The organism is Actinotalea sp. (assembly GCF_035443605.1).
Taxonomy (GTDB): Bacteria; Actinomycetota; Actinomycetes; order Actinomycetales; family Cellulomonadaceae; genus Actinotalea.
Map to the genome: position 1 here is coordinate 1 of NZ_DAORSQ010000049.1, position 19,607 is coordinate 19,607.

At 71.9% G+C, this 19,607-nt stretch carries 15 protein-coding genes and 2 tRNA genes; 9 read left to right on the top strand and 8 right to left on the bottom strand.

What is annotated here, in order from left to right; genetic code table 11:
* Nucleotides 1-202: 202 nt before the first annotated feature.
* Nucleotides 203-1,558 carry a site-specific integrase gene (locus tag PKY62_RS07190; protein WP_324536028.1) on the bottom strand — a complete coding sequence of 452 codons (1,356 nt, stop codon included), beginning with the start codon at nucleotides 1,556-1,558 and terminating at the stop codon, nucleotides 203-205.
* Between the two features lie 111 nt (nucleotides 1,559-1,669).
* Nucleotides 1,670-1,743: transfer RNA gene (locus tag PKY62_RS07195), tRNA-Gly, on the bottom strand.
* Between the two features lie 102 nt (nucleotides 1,744-1,845).
* On the opposite strand from PKY62_RS07195, the gene PKY62_RS07200 reads away from it, so the two are divergent.
* The 6 genes from PKY62_RS07200 to PKY62_RS07225 all read left to right on the top strand — a co-directional run bounded on the left by PKY62_RS07200 (nucleotide 1,846) and on the right by PKY62_RS07225 (nucleotide 7,823).
* A tRNA-Pro gene (locus PKY62_RS07200) sits at nucleotides 1,846-1,919 on the top strand.
* A gap of 229 nt (nucleotides 1,920-2,148) precedes the next feature.
* Nucleotides 2,149-3,552, top strand: coding sequence for a trigger factor (gene tig / locus PKY62_RS07205; protein ID WP_324536029.1), 1,404 nt, complete (start codon nucleotides 2,149-2,151; stop codon nucleotides 3,550-3,552).
* A 197-nt stretch (nucleotides 3,553-3,749) separates the two neighbouring features.
* A complete protein-coding gene (locus PKY62_RS07210) occupies nucleotides 3,750-4,376 on the top strand; it encodes an ATP-dependent Clp protease proteolytic subunit (RefSeq protein ID WP_324536041.1) in 627 nt (208 codons plus the stop codon).
* A gap of 43 nt (nucleotides 4,377-4,419) precedes the next feature.
* Nucleotides 4,420-5,127, top strand: a complete 708-nt coding sequence (locus PKY62_RS07215) for an ATP-dependent Clp protease proteolytic subunit (protein ID WP_324536030.1) — start codon at nucleotides 4,420-4,422, stop codon at nucleotides 5,125-5,127.
* A 121-nt stretch (nucleotides 5,128-5,248) separates the two neighbouring features.
* Nucleotides 5,249-6,532, top strand: a complete 1,284-nt coding sequence (gene clpX, locus PKY62_RS07220) for an ATP-dependent Clp protease ATP-binding subunit ClpX (protein WP_324536031.1) — start codon at nucleotides 5,249-5,251, stop codon at nucleotides 6,530-6,532.
* A gap of 94 nt (nucleotides 6,533-6,626) precedes the next feature.
* Nucleotides 6,627-7,823 (top strand): baeRF2 domain-containing protein, encoded by a 1,197-nt coding sequence (locus tag PKY62_RS07225; RefSeq protein ID WP_324536032.1) that lies wholly within the window; start codon nucleotides 6,627-6,629, stop codon nucleotides 7,821-7,823.
* A gap of 39 nt (nucleotides 7,824-7,862) precedes the next feature.
* Here PKY62_RS07225 and PKY62_RS07230 read toward each other — a convergent pair whose 3' ends face one another.
* Together PKY62_RS07230 and PKY62_RS07235 are read right to left on the bottom strand one after the other, a co-directional pair.
* Nucleotides 7,863-9,665 carry an AMP-dependent synthetase/ligase gene (locus PKY62_RS07230; protein ID WP_324536033.1) on the bottom strand — a complete coding sequence of 601 codons (1,803 nt, stop codon included), beginning with the start codon at nucleotides 9,663-9,665 and terminating at the stop codon, nucleotides 7,863-7,865.
* A 128-nt stretch (nucleotides 9,666-9,793) separates the two neighbouring features.
* A complete protein-coding gene (locus PKY62_RS07235) occupies nucleotides 9,794-10,756 on the bottom strand; it encodes a sugar-binding transcriptional regulator (protein WP_324536034.1) in 963 nt (320 codons plus the stop codon).
* Between the two features lie 214 nt (nucleotides 10,757-10,970).
* Here PKY62_RS07235 and PKY62_RS07240 point away from each other — a divergent pair, with 214 nt between their 5' ends.
* The 3 genes from PKY62_RS07240 (at nucleotide 10,971) to PKY62_RS07250 (ending at nucleotide 14,153) form a co-directional block, all read left to right on the top strand.
* Nucleotides 10,971-12,011, top strand: a complete 1,041-nt coding sequence (locus PKY62_RS07240; protein ID WP_324536035.1) for a zinc-dependent dehydrogenase — start codon at nucleotides 10,971-10,973, stop codon at nucleotides 12,009-12,011.
* A 127-nt stretch (nucleotides 12,012-12,138) separates the two neighbouring features.
* Nucleotides 12,139-13,719: a PTS mannitol transporter subunit IIBC gene (locus PKY62_RS07245; RefSeq protein WP_324536036.1), complete on the top strand. Its 1,581-nt coding sequence runs from the start codon at nucleotides 12,139-12,141 to the stop codon at nucleotides 13,717-13,719.
* A complete protein-coding gene (locus tag PKY62_RS07250; RefSeq protein ID WP_324536037.1) occupies nucleotides 13,716-14,153 on the top strand; it encodes a PTS mannitol transporter subunit IIA in 438 nt (145 codons plus the stop codon). Before PKY62_RS07245 ends, PKY62_RS07250 begins: the two co-directional genes overlap by 4 nt.
* A gap of 124 nt (nucleotides 14,154-14,277) precedes the next feature.
* Here PKY62_RS07250 and PKY62_RS07255 read toward each other — a convergent pair whose 3' ends face one another.
* From PKY62_RS07255 to valS, 4 genes are all read right to left on the bottom strand, one after another.
* Nucleotides 14,278-15,015, bottom strand: a complete 738-nt coding sequence (locus tag PKY62_RS07255; protein ID WP_324536042.1) for an amino acid ABC transporter ATP-binding protein — start codon at nucleotides 15,013-15,015, stop codon at nucleotides 14,278-14,280.
* A gap of 113 nt (nucleotides 15,016-15,128) precedes the next feature.
* Nucleotides 15,129-15,917 (bottom strand): amino acid ABC transporter permease, encoded by a 789-nt coding sequence (locus PKY62_RS07260; protein ID WP_324536038.1) that lies wholly within the window; start codon nucleotides 15,915-15,917, stop codon nucleotides 15,129-15,131.
* Nucleotides 15,918-15,967: 50 nt separating this feature from the next.
* Nucleotides 15,968-16,756, bottom strand: a complete 789-nt coding sequence (locus PKY62_RS07265) for a transporter substrate-binding domain-containing protein (RefSeq protein WP_324536039.1) — start codon at nucleotides 16,754-16,756, stop codon at nucleotides 15,968-15,970.
* A gap of 98 nt (nucleotides 16,757-16,854) precedes the next feature.
* Nucleotides 16,855-19,560, bottom strand: coding sequence for a valine--tRNA ligase (valS, locus tag PKY62_RS07270; protein ID WP_324536040.1), 2,706 nt, complete (start codon nucleotides 19,558-19,560; stop codon nucleotides 16,855-16,857).
* Between the last annotated feature and the right edge of the window lie 47 nt (nucleotides 19,561-19,607).

Here is a 19,607-nt window from a genome sequence, read left to right on the forward strand (position 1 = left end):
CGTCCGCGGCACGCTCCGCCCGTGAAATCTCCGGGCTAGCACGACCTCGCCCTTGCACACCACCTCCGTCGTCGCGAACGAGACCGCTGGGGCCTCACCGAGGACCATGCGCAGACCGGATCACTAGCGTCCGCGCGTTCGGAACCTGCAGAATCCCGTTGGAGGGTGCTGACGCCGCCGGCCAACGGTCATTGACCGATCCTCAGGGTCGGCCGTCGCTCAGCACCCGGTCCAGCCGCTCGGCGACCCTACGTTGCGAGTCGTCCGCGGCGTGCTGGTAGTGCAGGGCGGCTCGGGCGCTTGCGTGGCCGGCTCGCTGCATGAGCTCTGGCAGCGTCGCTCCGGTGCCGGCGACGATGGTCATGGCGGAGTGGCGCTGGTCGTGCCAGGTGAGGTCGTCGCGCCCGATGGCGCGCCGTGCGCGGGCGAACATGGTGGTGCGGCTGGCGGTGGACAGGGGTGTGCCCTTCGTCGTCCCGAAGACGAGCGCGTCACGGCCCGGTCCGGCGAACCGGTCCAGGTGCTCTTCGAGCGCCCTCACGGCGGTGGCCGGCAGCACGACCGTGCGCCGACCCGCCCTCGTCTTGGGCGAGGAGAACCAGTCCGCGCTCGTCCCCGGCCGGGCGAGGGACTGCTCCACGCGCACGGTTCCCGCCGCGAGGTCCACGTGCTTGCGCTGCAGGGCGAACAGCTCACCCGCCCGCAGGCCGCTGCAGAACGCGATCACGACGGCTGCGCCGTACCGCGCCGGCATGGCGGCCGCCAACGCCCAGAGGTCGTCCGGCCCGATCGGTCGGCGTTCGGCGCGGTCCTTCGCGTCGCGTTGGCTGGCGCCCTTGATGGCGCACGGACTGGTGACAATCGCGCCGTCCTCGACCGCCTGGGCCATACCAGCGTGCAGCAGGCGGTACGCCTGGGACGAGGCGGTGTGGCCCGCGTTGCGGCGCAGCGGACTCGCGGGCGACATCGCCCCGCCGGTGGCGATGAGCCACGCCTCCTTGACCGCGTCCGGGATCCGGCCCGTCGGGGACAAGGGGGTGCCGGCCTCGGCCGCCCAGGTGCGGATCGCGGCGTTGACGCGCGTGGGGCTGGTCGCCGACGCGTGCCACCGCTCGGTGACGCGGCGCGTGGACTCGGCCAGCACGGTGCGATCCCACTCGCGGACGTCGGCCGGGGTCACCGAGGCGAGGGTCTGGCCGCCCAGGTGGATCACTCGACCACGCTGCCCCGTCAGGGCTGGAAGCTCGGCGTCGATCCAGGTGTCGAGCACCTGGCGGTAGAGCCCGCGGGTGCTCTCCGCGATGTCGCCGCGCGTCTCGATCCACTCTCGGAACCACTGGCCGAGCGGCGCCTCGCCGAGCCGAGGGTCACGCCACAGCCCCCGAGCCATGCGGGAGACCTCGTGGGCCAGCGACTGGTCGGCCTCGACCTTCGTGGCGTAGGTGCCCAGGGGGCGCAGCGCGCCGTCCGGCCCGGTGTACCGGGCCTGCCAGCGCCCGGAGGGGAGCTTGCGGATGGCGCCGCTGGGGCGGCGATGACGGGTCCGTTGGTCGCTCATGGGGAGTCTCCGGGGCTTCGGCTTATGGCACGTTATGGCACGACCGGCCTGCGAAGAGGTTCCCACTGACGTCTGACATGGCCTCCGCAAGCCTCTGACCTGCGGAAACGTTGGAGCGGGTGAGGAGAATCGAACTCCCGTAGCCAGTTTGGAAGACTGGGGCTCTACCATTGAGCTACACCCGCGCGGCCCCGGACGAGGTCCGGTGTGGCCGGGGACAGGGTATCGGGCAGAGTGCCCACGCGTCGCACCGGGGTGGCCCGGCGGCACTACGCTCGCCCTCAGCACGGGATGTGGCGCAGGTTGGTAGCGCGTCCGCTTTGGGAGCGGAAGGTCGTGGGTTCGAATCCCGCCATCCCGACCCCGTCGCCCACGGCACCGGCCACCGCGCCCCGCCGTCCCGCTGCTGCCCGGAGTCGCGCGGTCCGGCGCGTGCGGACCTGCCGACCCCGATCAGCCCGCCCGCCGCCGTGCCGTAGGATCGACGGGCCGTGCGCGTGTCCGCGCGCACCCCTGACCTGCCGGGGCTCACCCCCCGCCGCCCGCCACCGGTCGTCCCGGGGCGGTCCGACACGTTGGAGACCACTGCTGTGAAGAGCGCCGTCGAGACCCTGGATGCCACCACGGTCAAGCTGACCGTCGAGGTGAGCCCCGAGGAGCTGAAGCCGAGCATCGACCACGCGTACCAGCACATCGGTTCCCAGGTGCAGGTCCCCGGCTTCCGCAAGGGCAAGATCCCCACCCGGATCATCGACCAGCGGGTCGGCCGCGCGGCCGTCATCGAGCACGCCGTCAACGACGGCATGGCGGCGTTCTACCGCCAGGCGGTCAACGAGGCCGACCTGCGACCTCTGGGCCAGCCGGACATCGAGGTCACCGAGGTGGCTGCGCTCACCGACCCGGCCGGCGGCCTCACCTTCACCGCGCAGGTCGAGGTCCGTCCGACGATCACCCTGCCGGAGCTGTCGACCCTGACCCTCACGGTCGACGACGTCGAGGTCGCGGACGAGGACGTCGACGGCCGCCTCGACGCACTGCGCGAGCGCTTCGGCACGCTGGTCGGCGTGGACCGCCCGGCCGTCGAGACCGACTTCGTCGTGCTGGACCTCACCGCCACCGTCGGCGAGGAGGAGGTCGACTCGGTCAGCGGGATCTCCTACCAGATCGGCGCGGGCAACATGCTCGAGGGCCTCGACGAGGCGCTCACGGGCCTGTCGGCCGGGGAGTCCACGACGTTCGAGACGGAGCTCGCCGGTGGCGAGCACGCCGGCCAGGCCGCGCAGGTGCGCGTCACCGCGACCTCCGTCAAGACGCGCGAGCTGCCCACGGCCGACGACGAGTTCGCGCAGCTGGCCAGCGAGTTCGACACGCTCGCCGAGCTGCGTGACGACCTGCGCGAGCAGGCAGCCAAGATCAAGGTCTCCAACCAGGCCGTCCAGGCCCGTGACCTGCTCCTCACCACGCTGCGCGAGGCCGTCGAGATCCCCGTCCCGTCCGGCGTCGTCGAGGCCGAGGTGCACCGTCACCTCGAGGGCGAGGGGCGACTGGAGGACGAGGCGCACCGCGCCGAGGTCGGCGAGGAGGCCCGCGAGGCCCTGGCCACGCAGATCCTGCTCGACACGCTCGCCGAGCGGCTCGAGGTCAAGGTCGCCCAGAACGAGCTCCTCGACTACCTCGTCAACGCCTCGCGCCAGTACGGCATGGACCCCAACACGTTCGTCAAGACGATCGACGAGCAGGGCCAGATCCCCGCGATGATCGCCGAGGTCGGCCGCTCCAAGGCCGTCGCCATGGCGCTGCGCCAGGTCGCCGTCGTCGACGCCTCCGGCGCCACGGTCGACCTGACGGAGTTCATCGGCTCGGACGAGGACGACGCCGCGGACGACCTGACCGACGTGGTCGCAGCAGACGAGACCGCGGACGTCGAGACCGTGGTCGTCGAGACGGAGACCGTCGAGGTCGAGGTCGAGGTCGTCGAGGACGAGAAGGCCTGAGCCGCCCGTCCCACGCCGTCAGGCACGAGGGCCCCGCACCCGCCGGTGCGGGGCCCTCGTGCCGTCCGGCGCCGTCGTGCGCCGACAGCGAAACAGGCCCGGGTCGGGACTCCCGGGGGCGGGGGCCCGCGTTAGGGTCGCAACACATGGTGCAGGCCCCGGTGGGGCCGAGCAGGACGAGGAGAGCCGTGAACGAGATGATCCAGGCAGCCACGCCGCGCGACGCGCGGGGGGAGGGCCCCTCGATGGGCCTCAACGACCACATCTACAACCGGCTGCTGCGCGAGCGGATCATCTGGCTCGGCTCGGAGGTCCGCGACGAGAACGCCAACGCGATCTGCGGGCAGATGATGCTCCTCGCGGCGGAGGACCCGGACAAGGACATCTACCTCTACATCAACTCCCCCGGCGGCTCGATCACGGCCGGCATGGCGATCTACGACACCATGCAGTACATCCAGCCCGACGTCGCCACGGTCGCGATGGGCATGGCGGCCTCGATGGGGCAGTTCCTGCTCTCGTCCGGCGCCAAGGGCAAGCGCTACGCCACCCCGCACGCCCGCGTCATGATGCACCAGCCCTCGGGCGGCATCGGCGGCACCGCGACGGACGTGCGCATCAACGCCGAGCTCATCCTGCACATGAAGCGCGTGCTCGCCGAGCTCATCGCCGAGCAGACGGGCAAGAGCGTCGAGCAGATCAACGCCGACTCCGACCGCGACCGCTGGTTCACGGCGCCCGAGGCCCTGGAGTACGGCTTCATCGACCACGTCGTCACCCACGCCGGCTCGGTCAGCGGCGGCGGCGGCACCGCCGGCGCCTGAGCCGGCCGACCGCCCCCACTCCTTCCACCTCCCAGGAGAACCCGTGAGCACCGAGCACCAGTACACCTCCCGCGCCGCGGCCCTCGCCGGCGGCTGGGCGGGCCTCGGCAGCCCAGCGCTGCCGCACGGCGCGCCGTCGTCGCGCTACGTGCTGCCCCAGTTCGAGGAGCGCACGGCCTACGGCTTCAAGCGCCAGGACCCGTACACCAAGCTCTTCGAGGACCGCATCATCTTCCTCGGCGTGCAGGTGGACGACGCCTCGGCCGACGACGTCATGGCGCAGCTGCTGGTCCTGGAGAGCCAGGACCCGGACCGCGACATCATCCTGTACATCAACTCGCCCGGCGGCTCGTTCACGGCGATGACGGCGATCTACGACACGATGCAGTACATCAAGCCGCAGATCCAGACCGTCTGCCTGGGCCAGGCGGCCTCGGCCGCCGCCGTGCTCCTGGCGGCCGGCACGCCCGGCAAGCGACTCGCGCTGCCGAACGCCAGGGTGCTCATCCACCAGCCGGCGATGGAGGGTGGCGGCTACGCGCAGGCGTCCGACATCGAGATCCACGCCAACGAGCTCATCCGCATGCGCGAGTGGCTCGAGGCGACGATCGCCAAGCACACCGGCCGCGAGGAGGCCCAGGTCCGCCTGGACATCGAGCGGGACAAGATCCTCTCGGCGCAGCAGGCGCTGGACTACGGCCTGGTCGACCAGGTGCTGGCGAGTCGCAAGGCCCCGGTCGCGGGCGCCTGAGCGCCCCGGCACGGTCAGGACACGCCGGGCGGACCCCGTCCGGCTGACAGCGCGCCCCGCGTGGTGTGCAATGGACGGGTGGACGGGCACCGGAACGGTGCCGCCCAGGGAGGAGGCCGACGTGGCACGCATCGGTGACGGCGCGGACCTGCTGAAGTGCTCCTTCTGCGGCAAGAGCCAGAAGCAGGTCAAGAAGCTCATCGCCGGCCCGGGCGTCTACATCTGCGACGAGTGCATCGAGCTGTGCAACGAGATCATCGAGGAGGAGCTCGCCGAGGCCACCGAGGTGGGCATGGTCGAGCTCCCCAAGCCGCGCGAGATCTTCGACTTCCTCGAGCAGTACATCGTCGGCCAGGAGCCGGCCAAGCGCTCGCTCGCGGTGGCGGTCTACAACCACTACAAGCGCATCCAGGCCGGTGAGCTGAGCCGGGCCGGGGCGCACGCCGACCAGGTCGAGCTCGCCAAGTCGAACATCCTGCTCATCGGCCCCACGGGCTGCGGCAAGACGTACCTCGCCCAGACCCTGGCGAAGATGCTCAACGTGCCGTTCGCCATCGCCGACGCGACCGCGCTCACCGAGGCGGGCTACGTCGGCGAGGACGTCGAGAACATCCTCCTCAAGCTCATCCAGGCGGCCGACTACGACGTCAAGAAGGCCGAGACGGGCATCATCTACATCGACGAGGTCGACAAGATCGCCCGCAAGTCCGAGAACCCGTCGATCACGCGCGACGTCTCCGGCGAGGGCGTCCAGCAGGCCCTGCTGAAGATCCTCGAGGGCACCACGGCCTCCGTGCCCCCCCAGGGCGGCCGCAAGCACCCGCACCAGGAGTTCATCCAGATCGACACGACCAACGTGCTGTTCATCGTCGCCGGCGCCTTCGCGGGGCTGGACGAGATCATCACGTCGCGCGCCGGCCGGCGCGGCATCGGCTTCGGCGCGCCGCTGCACTCGGCGGACGACACCGACGTCTTCGGCGAGGTCATGCCGGAGGACCTGCTGAAGTTCGGCCTCATCCCGGAGTTCATCGGGCGTGTGCCGGTCATCACGACCGTCTCCCCGCTGGACCAGTCCGCGCTGGTGCGGATCCTCACCGAGCCCCGCAACGCCCTGGTCAAGCAGTACCAGCGGATGTTCGAGATCGATGGCGTCGAGCTGGAGTTCACCGACGACGCGATCGAGGCGATCGCCGACCAGGCCCTGCTGCGCGGCACGGGCGCGCGCGGGCTGCGGGCGATCCTCGAGGAGGTTCTCCAGCAGGTGATGTTCGACGTCCCGAGCCGCGACGACGTCGCGCGCGTGGTCGTCACCCGGGGCGTCGTGCTCGAGAACGTCAACCCGACGATCGTGCCGCGTGAGCCGGCCGCGCCGGCGAAGCGGGCACCTCGGGAGAAGTCGGCCTGACCGCGGCCGAAGGGGTGGCGCCGACCGCCCCGGTGGGCAAGGGTGGGAGCAGGACGGCGACGTTGCCGGCCGGACCCGACCCGAGAGGTGCTCGATGAAGCTGGACTCGCTCAAGCCGCTGCTCGACCACGACGGCCCGCTCACCACGGTCTGCCTGGACGTCACCCGAGCCGACGAGGCGGGTGACCGCGAGGTCCGCAGCCGGTGGAACGGGCTGCGTCGAGCGCTCGAGCAGCAGGGGGCCCCGCCCCACACCGTCGAGGCCATCGCGCACGTCGTCCTGCGCCCCACGCACGTGCCCGGGCCGCACGGGCGGTTCGTCGTGGCCGCGGGCGAGGAGATCCTCTTCGACCGCGTGCTCGCCGACGCCCCGGCCCGCGAGGAGGCGTTCCACGACGGCGTGCCGTCGCTCATGCCGGCCGCGCAGGCCACCGACGAGGCGGTGCGCTACGTGCTCGTCGAGGTCGACCGCTCGGGCGCCGACCTCACGTGGTCCGGGGTCGAGATCGCCGCGTCGAGCACCGAGCACGTCGAGGGCGGGCACGACGTGGTGCACAAGGTCCGGTCCGGCGACTGGTGGTCGTCCCGCCGCACGGCCGCCCGCGTCGAGGACTCCTGGGAGCGCAACGCCGAGGCCGTGGCGACCGAGCTCGACCACGCGGTCGCCGAGCACCACCCGGAGCTCGTCATGCTCACGGGTGACGTGCGCGCGGTCGCGCTCATCCGCGAGGCCGTGGGCCGGCCCGTGGCAGAGCTGCTCGTCGAGGTGCCCGGCGGCGCCCGCGCGCAGGGCGTCAAGGAGGACGTGTTCGCCGCGAACGTGCACGAGGTCGTCGAGGCCTACCGTGCGCGGCGCCGCGAGCACGTCGTCGCGCGCCTGAGGGAGGGCCTCGGCCGGGACGACGGTGCCGTGACCGACCTCGGGCACGTGGTCGAGGTGCTGCGCCGCGGGCAGGTGGCGGAGCTGGTCATCGCCGAGGACGACGCCGGGCGGCCCGCCCCGCTCGCCGCGCGGGAGCTCTGGGTGGGTCCCGGCGCCCTGGAGATCGCCCTGCGGCGCAGCGAGCTCGCGGCGCTCGGGGTGGCCGATGCCGATGCCCGTCAGCAGCGTGCGGACATCGCGCTGCTGCGGGCCGCCGTCGCCCAGGACGCGGGCGTGACGTTCGCGCTCGAGGGCAGTGCGCCGCTGGTCGACGGGGTGGGTGCCGTGCTCCGCTGGACCGACTCGGCGACGCCGCACGAGGGTGCGCCGAGCTACACGGGCGACAACCACCGCCGCAAGCGCGCGTGACGGCCGGCCGCGGCGCCCCCGGACGTCGGGCCGCCGCGGTCAGCGCTCGTAGAGGGCCTCGACCTGCGGGGCGAAGTCGCGCAACACGGCGGACCGCTTGACCTTCTGCGACGGCGTCAGGTAGCCGTTGGCCTCGCTGAAGTCGACCGTCAGCACGTGGACCTTGCGGATCGACTCGGCCCGGGAGACCGCCGTGTTGGCGCGCTCGACCGCGCGGTCGAGCGCGGCCAGCACCGCATGGCTGCGCGACGCCGCTGCGACGTCCATCGGCGGCAGGCCGTGGCCCGCGAGCCAGCCCGGCAGCATGTCGGCGTCCAGGGTCACCAGGGCGGCGATGAAGGGCTTGCCGTCGCCCACGACGACGACCTGGCTGACCAGGGGATGGCCGCGCAGGCGGTCCTCCAGGAAGGCCGGCGCGACGTTCTTGCCGCCGGCGGTGACGATGATCTCCTTCTTGCGGCCCGTGATCGTCAGCATGCCGTCCGTGTCGAGCGTGCCGAGGTCCCCGGTGCGGAACCAGCCGTCGCGCAGCGCCTCTGCGGTGGCCTGCGGGTCGCCGCGGTAGCCCCGGAACACGTGCGCGCCGGACACCTCGATCTCGCCGTCGTCCGCGATCCGGACCGAGGTCCCGGGGAACGGCGGGCCGACGGTGCCGATCTTCGTCTTCTCCGGCAGGTTGACGGCGGTGGGCGCCGTGGTCTCGGTCAGGCCGTAGCCCTCGAGCACGCGCAGGCCCAGCCCCCGGTAGAAGTGCCCCAGGCGCTCGCCGAGGGGCGCGCCGCCGGAGACGGCGTACTCGGTGGCACCGCCCAGGGCGGCCCGGATCTTGTGCAGCACGAGGCGGTCGGCGAGGGCATGCCGGGCGCGCAGCGCCGGGCTCGGACCGCCGGGCCGGTCCATCGCCCGGGACCACGCGATGCCCGTGCCGGCCGCCCAGCGGAAGAGCTTGAGCTTGACCGGGCTCGCGGCGGCCTTCTGCTCGGAGGAGTTGTAGACCTTCTCGAACACCCGCGGGACCGCCAGGATGAAGGTCGGCTTGAAGGTCCCGAGGTCCGCCAGGAGGTTGGCGGTGTCGGGCGTGTGCCCGATGACCGCGCCGGACGGCACGCACAGCACCTGGATGAACCGCGCGAAGACGTGCGCCAGGGGCATGAAGAGCAGCGTCCGGGAGTACGGCTTCGCGACGACGTCGGCCAGCCCCTGGACGCCCTCGAGGGTCAGGCTGACGAAGTTGCCGTGGGTCAGCTCGACGCCCTTGGGGTTCCCCGTGGTGCCGGACGTGTAGATGATCGTGGCGAGGTCGGCCATCCCCGCCAACGCGCTGCGGCGCTCGACCTCGGCGTCCTCGACCCTGGCGCCGTCGGCGACGAGCGTCTCCAGCGCTCCGTCGTCGATGACGAGCACGGCCTCCAGCCCCGGGAGCCGGTCGCGCACCGATGCGGTCGCGGCCGCGTGGGCCGTCGACTCCACGAGGGCCAGCCGGACGTCGGCGTCGGACAGGATCCAGACGATCTGCTCGGCCGACGAGGTCTCGTACACCGGCACGGGCACGGCGCCGGCCGCCCAGATCGCGAAGTCCAGGACGGTCCACTCGTAGCGCGTGCGGCTCATGATCGAGACCCGGTCGCCTGGTGCGACGCCCCGGGCCACCATGCCGCGCGCGACGGCGGTGACATGGTCGTGGAAGCTCCGGGTCGTCACCGGGGTCCACCCGCCGCCGAGGTGCGTCTTGCGCTCGATGAAGACGCCGTCTGGCGCGCGCTCGAGACGTGCCGCGAGCAGGCCGGGGATGGACATCGCGGGATCGACGTCGATGAGGCTGGGGGAGGTGGTCTCGCGCACGGCTGCTCCTGGGGGCGGTGGCCCGGCGTCGGGCCGTTGCGACACTACCGCCAGCCGAGGCGCTGCCCGACTGCCGGGGTGGGGCGGGAGGCGGCACCGGCAGGGGGCCCGCCGGGGTGCCGCCGACCTCAGCGTGGTGCGGCGGCCTCGGCGTCCAGGGCGGCGTCCATCGCGCGCGCCGTGGGCGCGTCGGTGACGAGCACGTTGTAGAGCCCCGCGCGGGCGGCGCCGATCGCTGCCCTGGCCTTGGTCGCGCTGCCGGCGAGGCAGATGGAGTGCGGGATCTGCGCGAGCTCCTCGGGGGTGACCCCGAGCAGCTGCCGGTCGTCGCCGAAGGGCACGAGCGCGCCGTCGATGGTGAACGAGCGCCCGGCGAAGTCGCCGACGGCGCGGGTCAGCGCCGGGTCGTCGACCGGGAAGCCGGCGGCGGCGTAGCTCGCGTCGGGCTTGGGCCAGGCCCCGACGCCGACGAGCGAGACCTTGGCGCGGTCCCACAGGTCGCTGATCCCGACCAGCTCGCCCTCCTCGCGCAGGGTGTCGTACAGCCCGTGGGACATCAGGGCCGGGGCGTGCAGGTAGCGCGCCTGCGCCCCCAGCGCGTCGGCCATGCTGCGCGCGATCTCGTTGGGCTGGAACCACGGCTGGTCCCCGGCGTTGCCGCCCATCGCCGGCGCGACGACGACGCCGGGGTGCGAGCGGTGCAGCGTGCGGCTGACGCTGTGCACGGCGCGACCCCAGGAGACGATGACCACGTCCCCGGCGGTGAGCGCCGCCTCGTCGAGCGCCGCTCCGAGCGGCTCGGCGAGGATGGGCCCGGGCTCGGCCTCGTCGGCGCGGCCGGCGGCGACGTGGACGGAGCGCAGCCCCAGCCGCTCCCGCAGGCGGTCGGGCAGCGCCGGGTCGACGTACGGGGCGACGATCTCGATGCGCACGATGCCGCGCTCTCGAGCGCGCTCCAGCAGTCGGCTCACGGTGGGGCGGCTGACGCCCAGGCGCTCGGCGATCTGCTTCTGCGACGAGTCGTGCTCGTAGTACATCGTCGCCACCGTGACCAGCAGCTCGAGGTCCTCGAAGGGCAGCGGTCTGGTCACGCGATGATCCTTTCGCGGCGAGCGGTGCCGCGTCCACCGACGCGACGACACCACCATTGCACATCGGTTCTGGACAAAGGTGCAAACGCCGTCTAGTGTCGTGCCGACGAGCCACGGCGGCGCCAACGAGGGCGCCCCACCGGCCTGACCACGACGAGGAGGCGCGATGTCCGACGCCACGCGCCCCGGAGTCGTTCACCACCGAAGGAGAACCATGAAGGTCGCTCGATTCCACGCGCCCGGGGACATCAGGCTCGAAGAGGCACCCGAGCCGACGGCAGGTCCGGACCAGGTGAAGATCCGCGTTCGCGCGTGCTCGATGTGCGGCACGGACGTCAAGATCTCGAAGTTCGGCCACTTCCGCATCGTCCCCCCGCGTGTCATGGGCCACGAGATCGCGGGCGAGGTCGTCGAGGTCGGCGCCGAGGTCACGGGCTGGACCGCCGGTGACCGGGTCCAGGTGATCGCCGCCATCCCGTGCGGGACGTGCCGCGACTGCCGCGCCGACCACATGACGACGTGCCCCAACCAGGTGTCCATGGGCTACGACTTCGACGGCGGCTTCGCCGAGTACATGATCGTCCCGGCCGAGGTGCTGGCCGTCGACGGCCTCAACCGGATCCCCGACGGCATCGACTTCGCCGAGGCATCGGTCGCCGAGCCGTTCGCGTGCGCCATCAACGCCCAGGAGCTCGTCGACGTGCGCGACGGTGACGACGTCGTCGTCGTCGGGGCCGGCCCGATCGGCTGCCTGCACGTCCGGCTGGCGCGTGCCCGCGGGGCCAAGCGGGTCTTCCTCGTCGAGCTCAGCCGTGAGCGGCTCGACCTCGCCGCCGCCGTCGTGACGCCGGACGCCGCCATCTGCGGCGCCGAGACGGACGTCGTCGCCGCCGTGCTCGCGGCGACGGAGGGCCGCGGGGCGGACGTCATCATCACCGCAGCGCCCTCAGGTGCCGCCCAGGAGGAGGCGCTGAAGATGGTGGCGCCCGGTGGCCGGATCAGCTTCTTCGGCGGTCTGCCCAAGGACAACCCGATCATCGCGCTCGACTCCAACGTGGTGCACTACAAGGAGCTGATGATCATGGGCGCGAACGGCTCCAGCCCCGCGCACAACCGGCAGGCCCTCGCGATGATCGCCGACGGCAGCGTGCCGGTCGCCGACCTCATCACCCACCGGCTGCCCCTCGACCAGGTGCTCGAGGGCATCGAGGTCGTCAAGAACGGTTCAGGCATCAAGGTGACCATCGAGCCCTGAGCCCGGACCTCCCTGCACCACCCCCGGGCGCCGCTCCGTGCACCACGGGCGCCCAACCCCCGGCGGGGGCTACCCCACACGCCGATCGAGACGTCAGAGTCGACTAGTCGAGAGGAACACCCGCATCATGAGCGCAGTCGCAGCGACCCCCCCAGCCCCGACCCGGGCCAAGCAGACCCAGGTGCACATCCAACGGTTCGGGGCCTTCCTGACCGGGATGATCATGCCCAACCTCCCGGCGTTCATCGCCTGGGGCCTGATCACCTCGCTGTTCATCGCCGTGGGCTGGATGCCCAACGAGATCCTGGGCGGGTTCGGCAACGCCGACCTCCCGGGGAGCTGGCAGGGCGCGGCCACCGCGCTCGCGCTGGCAGATGACGGCACGACGTTCCACCAGTACCTCGGGCTCGTCGGCCCGATGATCGTCTACCTGCTGCCGTTGCTCATCGCCAACCAGGGCGGCCGGATGGTCTACGGCGAGCGCGGTGGAGTGGTGGCGTCGATCGCGACCATGGGCGTCATCGTCGGCAGCACCATCCCCATGTTCCTCGGCGCCATGATCGTCGGCCCGCTGGCCGGATGGCTGATGAAGAAGATCGACGCCATCTGGGACGGCAAGATCAAGCCGGGCTTCGAGATGCTCGTCAACATGTACGCCGCCGGCATCCTCGGCATGGGCCTGGCCATCGGTGCCTTCTTCGGTGTGGCGCCGCTCGTGACCCAGGTCAGTGACTGGCTCGGAGCAGGGGTCCAGGCCCTTGCCGACGCTCACCTGCTCCCGCTGATGAGCATCATCGTCGAGCCCGCCAAGGTGCTGTTCCTCAACAACGCCATCGGCAACGGCACGCTCGTCCCGCTCGGCACCCAGCAGGCCATCGACACCGGCAAGTCGCTGCTGTTCCTCGTCGAGGCGAACCCCGGCCCTGGCTTCGGCATGCTGCTGGCGTTCATGTTCTTCGGGATCGGGACGGCTCGGGCGTCCGCGCCCGGCGCGATCATCATCCAGTTCTTCGGCGGCATCCACGAGGTCTACTTCCCGTTCGTGCTGATGAAGCCGATCCTCATCACCGGCCTCATCGTCGGCGGAGCGACCGGGGTCGCCACCAACGCGGTGTTCGGCAGCGGCCTCGTGGCACCAGCCGCGCCCGGCAGCATCTTCGCCGTGCTCGCGCAGACCCCGCGCGGGAGCCACATCGGAGTGATCCTGTCGGTGCTGCTCTCGGCTGCGGCGACGTTCCTCATCAGCGCGGTGCTCCTTCGCCTCTCGCGGAAGCGTGACCTCGCTGCCGAGGACGGCCTCGCCGCCGCGATCGCGCAGACCGAGGCCAACAAGGGCAAGGCGAGCTCCGTGCTCGGCACCCTGGCCACCGGCTCTGCCCACGGCGTCCGCCAGCAGGGCGGCCCGGTGCACACCATCATCTTCGCGTGCGACGCCGGCATGGGATCGAGCGCGATGGGTGCCAGCGTCCTGCGGTCCAAGCTCAAGAAGGCGGGCATCGAGGACGTCGCGGTGGTCAACAAGGCGGTCGCGCACCTGACGGACGAGGCGCAGATCGTCATCACGCAGCGCGAGCTGACGGACCGGGCGCGCCACAGTGCGCCGAGCGCGGAGCACCGGACCGTGGACAACTTCATGAACAGCCCCGTCTACGACGAGGTCGTCGCCGAGGTCCTGGCGCGTCGAAGCACCGAGGGTGCCTCGCTGTGACGGAGATCCTCGCGAAGGAGTCCATCGTCGCGGCCGGGACGGCGCGGACCATGGGGGAGGCGATCCGGGAGGCCGGGGAGCTGCTGGTCCGCGCCGGTGCGGTCGAGCCCGCCTACATCGACTCGATGGAGGACCGGGAGCGGACGATGTCCACCTACATGGGCAACTTCCTGGCCATCCCGCACGGCACCAACGCTGCCAAGGCGACGATCCGTCGCTCGGCGATGTCGCTGGTGCGGTACGCCGACCCGATCGACTGGGGCGGCCGTGGGCAGGTGCACGTGGTCATCGGCATCGCCGGGATCGAGGACGAGCACCTGGGGATGCTGTCGAAGGTCGCCCTGGTGTTCTCGGACCTGGACGAGGCGACGCGGATGCGCGACGCCACCACCGTCGAGGAGATCGCCGACCTCCTGGCGTCGGTGAACGGGTGATCGAGCCCTAGAGACCCGATCCGGCGCGGGGGCCGTCCCGCACCGGGTCCTGCCGAGGAGACCTCCGGTCCGCTGCACGTGGTGGGATGGCCACAGCAGCGGCACCGGAGGTCTCCGTGCGCGCTCAGCCCTCGTGCGCGTGCGTCGGGTCCAGCACCCGCGCGAGGAAGGACAGCGTGCGTTCGTGGCTCGGGTTGCCGATCACCTGGGCCGGCGGGCCCTGCTCGACCACGACGCCGTCGTCCATGAAGACCACGCGGTCCGCGACCTCGCGTGCGAAGGCCATCTCGTGCGTGACGACGAGCATCGTCATCCCGGCCTCGGCGAGATCGCGCATGACCGACAGCACGTCCCCGACGAGCTCGGGGTCGAGGGCCGACGTCGGCTCGTCGAAGAGCATGAGTGCCGGGTCCATGCTCAGCGCGCGCGCGATGGCGACGCGCTGCTGCTGCCCGCCGGAGAGCTGGCCGGGCACCGAGTCGGCGCGGTCGCCGAGGCCGACGTGCTCGAGGTTGCGCCGCGCGACCGCCTCGGCCTCGGCCTTGCCGCGGCGCAGCACCTGGCGCTGGGCGAGGGTGCAGTTGTCCAGCACCGATCGGTGCGGGAAGAGGTTGAACTGCTGGAAGACCATGCCGACGTGCGTGCGGACCGCGTCGATGTCGACGTCGGGGTCGGTGACCTCGGTGCCGAGGACGGTGACGGTGCCCGCCGTCGGCTGCTCCAGCAGGTTGACGCAGCGCAGCAGGGTGGACTTGCCCGAGCCGGACGGCCCGATGACGCAGACCACCTCGCCCTGGGCGACGGTGAGGTCGATGCCCTTGAGGACCTCGCGCTCGCCGAAGGACTTGTGCAGCCCGGCGATCTCGACGACGGCGGCGCCCGCGGGCTGGCCTTCCGTGGTCGGCCGTGCGGCGGGGTGCCCTGCCGGGCTCGTGCGTGCCGGGCCCGTGCCTGCCGTGCCGTCGCCTGCGGTGCTCACACGTGCCCCTTGTAGCCGGTGGTCTTCTCGAGCCAGCGTGTCAGGCCGCTCAGCGGGATGGTGATGAGCAGGTAGACCACGCCCACCGCGAGCAGCGAGGTCATGCCCCCGTCGGCGTCGCTCAGCGCGTTGCGGCCCACCTTGGTGAGCTCGTAGTCGGTGATCGCCAGGCCGAAGCCGAAGACCAGCGAGGTGTCCTTGAGCAGCAGCACGATCTCGTTGGTCAGGGGTGGCAGCACGATCCGGAACGCCTGCGGGATGACCACGTGCACGAGCGTGGCCCCGGAGGACATGCCCAGCGAGCGCGCCGCCTCGACCTGTCCCTTGGGGACCGCCTGGATGCCGGCGCGCAGGGTCTCGGCGATGTAGGCGGCGGAGACCACACCGAGCGCCAGGCCGATCTGCAGCGTGATGGAGTCGAAGCGGACCTCGAAGGCCGCGGGGATCGCGTAGCCGAAGGCGAAGACGACGAGCAGGGCCGGGATGCCGCGGAAGAACTCGATGTACCCCGTCGCGATGACGCGGTAGACGCGCACAGACGAGAGGCGCATGAGGGCCAGCACCAGGCCGAGCGCGAGGCCCACGCTGAAGGCCGCCAGCGTGTAGACGATCGTGTTGAGCGCCGCGCGCGGCAGCGCCGGCAGGATCGCGGCCAGCGAGTCGGCGTTGAAGAAGGTGTCGCCGATCCGGGCCCAGTCCGTCGCGACCAGCCCGACGACGGCCAGGAGCGCCAGCACCGCGTACTGCACACGCCGGGACAGCTGCGCGCGGCGGCGCGGGCTCATCCGAGCCCGGCCCGCGCGTGCGGGCCGGGCGTCGGACGAAGCGGCGACCATCAGCCCTCGGCCGGGGCGGTGCCGATGAACTCGAGGTAGATGTCGGCGTAGGTGCCGTCAGCCTGGATCCGGGCCAGCGTGGCGTTCACCGCATCGAGCAGGGCGGTGTTGCCGGTCTTGACGCCGAAGCCGTACTGCTCGCCGGTCGGGAACGTCGTGCCCACCTCGAGGGTGTCGTCGACGAACGGCCCGAGCACCGCGATGTCGTTGATGATCGCGTCGACCTGGCCGGCCTTGAGCGCCTCGATCTGCAGCCCGAGGTCCTCGAACTGGACCGGGGTCAGGCCGTTGTCGGTGGCCCACGTCTCGCCCGTGGTGGCGGCCTGGACGCCGATCTTGAGCCCCTCGAGGGCCTCGAGGGAGTCCAGCACGGAGCCGGCGGGCACGAGCAGGCCCTGGTCGGCGTCGAAGTACGGGTCGGAGAAGTCCATCTTGCCCTCGCGCTCCTCGGTGATGGTGATGCCCGAGGCGACGAGGTCGCAGTTGCCGGAGTCGAGGTCCGCACCCGACTGGATGCCCTCGAACGGGGTGATGATGGTGGCGAGCTCGACGCCCAGGTCGTCCGCGATCTCCTGGACGATCGAGATGTCGAGCCCGACGACCTCGCCGTCCATCTCGAACTCGAACGGCTCGTACGGCGGGTTGGTGCAGACCGTCAGCGTGCCCTCCGTGATGAACGTCGGGGCGCCGTCGGTGGCGGCGTCGTCGTCGGTCGCGGTCGAGCTGCAGCCCGCGAGGGCGAGGGCCGCGACGGCGACCAGGGGGAGGGCGAAGTTCCGGGCGTGCATGGCGGTCCTCTCACGGTACTGCGGGGCACTGGAAGAATATACAGAAGCAAAGATAGGTATGCAGGTAGGGGCGGTGCGCGGACCAAGGTCCCCTCAGGTCAGGCCTGCGGCACCTCGAGCTCCGCGGCCCTCACGACCGCGCCCTCGACGTCCTCACCGACGAGCGCGACGTCCGCGCGGCCCGCTGCGAGCACGTCGCCGAGCGCCGCCGCGACGAGCGCCAGGTGGGCGCCGGGCACGACGAGCTCGCCGGCAACGATGCGGATCCGCATCGAGACCTTGGCCTCGGACTTGACCTTGCGCAGCGCCGCCAGGGCGCGGCCGGCCGCCAGCAGGGTGGTCGGGTCGGCGTCGCCGGCGGCGGCTCGCAGCGGGGCTGCCGTGGGCCACGGCGCGCGGTGGACCGAGCCCTCCTTCCACCACGACCAGACCTCCTCGGTGGCGAACGGGATGACCGGCGCGAGCAGCCGCAGCAGGGTGTCCAGGGCCAGCGCGAGCGAGGCCCGGGCGGACAGCGTGGCCTCGCTCGGCTCCGCGCCCTCCGCAGCGCCCGCACCGTAGGCGCGGTCCTTGACGAGCTCGAGGTAGTCGTCGCAGAAGGTCCAGAAGAAGGTCTCGGTGACCTCCAGGGCCTTGGTGTGGTCGTAGGCCTCGAGCGCAGCGGTGGCGGCGTCGACGACGTCGGCCAGGCCGGCGAGCATGGCGCGGTCCAGCGGCTCGGTGACCAGGGCCGGGTCGGCGGCCTCGACGGTGCCGAAGCCGAGCGCGAACTTGCTCGCGTTGAGCACCTTGATCGCCAGGCGTCGGCCGATCTTCATCTGGCCGACCTCGAACGCCGCGTCCGTGCCGAGCCGCGCCGAGGCGGCCCAGTAGCGCACGGCGTCCGAGCCGTGCTCCTCGAGCAGCCCCATGGGGGTGACGACGTTGCCCTTGGACTTCGACATCTTCTTGCGGTCCGGGTCGAGGATCCAACCGCTGATCGCCGCGTGCGCCCAGGGCAGCGAGCCGTGCTCGAGGTGGGAGCGGACGACGGTGGAGAACAGCCAGGTGCGGATGATGTCCTGGCCCTGGGGGCGCAGGTCCATGGGGAAGACGCGCGCGAAGAGGTCGTCGTCCCAGCCCCAGCCGCCCGCGATCTGCGGGGTGAGCGAGCTGGTCGCCCAGGTGTCCATGACGTCCGCCTCGCCGACGAACCCGCCGGGGACGCCGCGCTGGTCCGCCGTGTACCCGGCCGGGACGTCGCTCGACGGGTCGATCGGCAGGGTGACCTCGTCGGGCGTCAGGGGGTGGTCGAAGACGACCTCGCCCTCGGCGTCGAGCGGGTACCACAGCGGGATGGAGACGCCGAAGAAGCGCTGGCGCGAGATGAGCCAGTCGCCGTTGAGACCCCCGACCCAGTTCTCGTAGCGCACGCGCATGAAGTCGGGGTGGAAGGCGAGCTCCGTGCCGCGCGCCAGGAGCTCCTCGCGCAGCCCGGCGCCGCGGCCGTCGGAGCGCCCACCGTTGCGGATGTACCACTGGCGCGACGTGACGATCTCGAGCGGCTTGTCGCCCTTCTCGAAGAAGTTCGCCATGCGCTGGGTGGGCGTCGGCTCGCCGTCCAGGTCGCCCGACGCGCGCAGGGCGTCGACGACGGCGGTGCGGGCGGAGAACGTCGTCCTGCCCGCGAGCTCGGCGAACAGCGCACGGCCGGCCTCGTCGGTGATCCACTCCGGGACCTCGCGCAGCAGGCGGCCGTCGCGGCTGATCACCGAGTGCGTGGCGAGCTGCAGCTCGCGCCACCACTGGACGTCGGTGAGGTCGCCGAAGGTGCAGCACATGGCGATGCCTGCGCCCTTGTCGGGCTCGGCCGCGGGGTGGGCGAGCACGGGGATCTCGATGCCGAACAGGGGGTCGGTGACCGTGGTGCCGAACAGGTGGGCGTAGCGCTCGTCGTCCGGGTGGGCGATGAGCGCGACGACGGCGGGGATGAGCTCCGGCCGCGTGGTCTCGATGTAGATCGGGGTGCCCGCTTCGGCACCCTCGCCGCTCCGGTGGAACGCGATGCGGTGGAAGTGGCCGGGGTAGTCGCGGGCCTCGAGCTCTGCCTGCGCGACGGCGGTCTGGAAGGTGACGTCCCACAGGCCCGGCGCCTCGGCCTGGTAGGCCTCGCCGCGCGCGAGGTTGCGCAGGAACGCCTTCTGGGCGACCGCGCGGGAGCGGGCGTCGATGGTCTGGTAGTGGTGCGACCAGTCGACCGAGAGGCCGAGGCGGCGCCACAGCGCCTCGAACTGGACCTCGTCCTCGACGGTGAGCCGCTCGCACAGGTCGACGAAGTTGCGGCGCGAGATCGGCACCTGGTCGGCGGCCTTGATGCTCTTGCCCTCGCCACCCTCGTGCGGCGGGGTGAAGGCGTAGGCGTAGGGCAGCGTCGGGTCGCACCGCACGCCGTAGTAGTTCTGCACGCGCCGCTCGGTGGGCAGCCCGTTGTCGTCCCAGCCCATGGGGTAGAACACCTCACGCCCGCGCATGCGCTGGAACCGGGCGACGACGTCGGTGTGGGTGTAGGAGAACACGTGCCCCACGTGCAGCGAGCCGGAGACGGTGGGCGGAGGGGTGTCGATCGAGTAGACCTGCTCGCGCGTCGCGGTGCGGTCGAAGGAGTAGGTGCCCTGGGCCGACCAGGCGGCGTCCCAGCGCTCCTCGAGCCCGTCGAGGCTGACCTTGTCGGGTACGCGGGAGGCGACGTCGCCGGCTACCGGCGCGCCCACGGCCGGGGCCGAGGTCGCGGGGGCGGGGTCCGGGGTGACGCTCAGGTCGCTCATGGTCGCCGATTCTCCCAGACGGTGAGGGTGTGCGTGCGCGGGGTCCG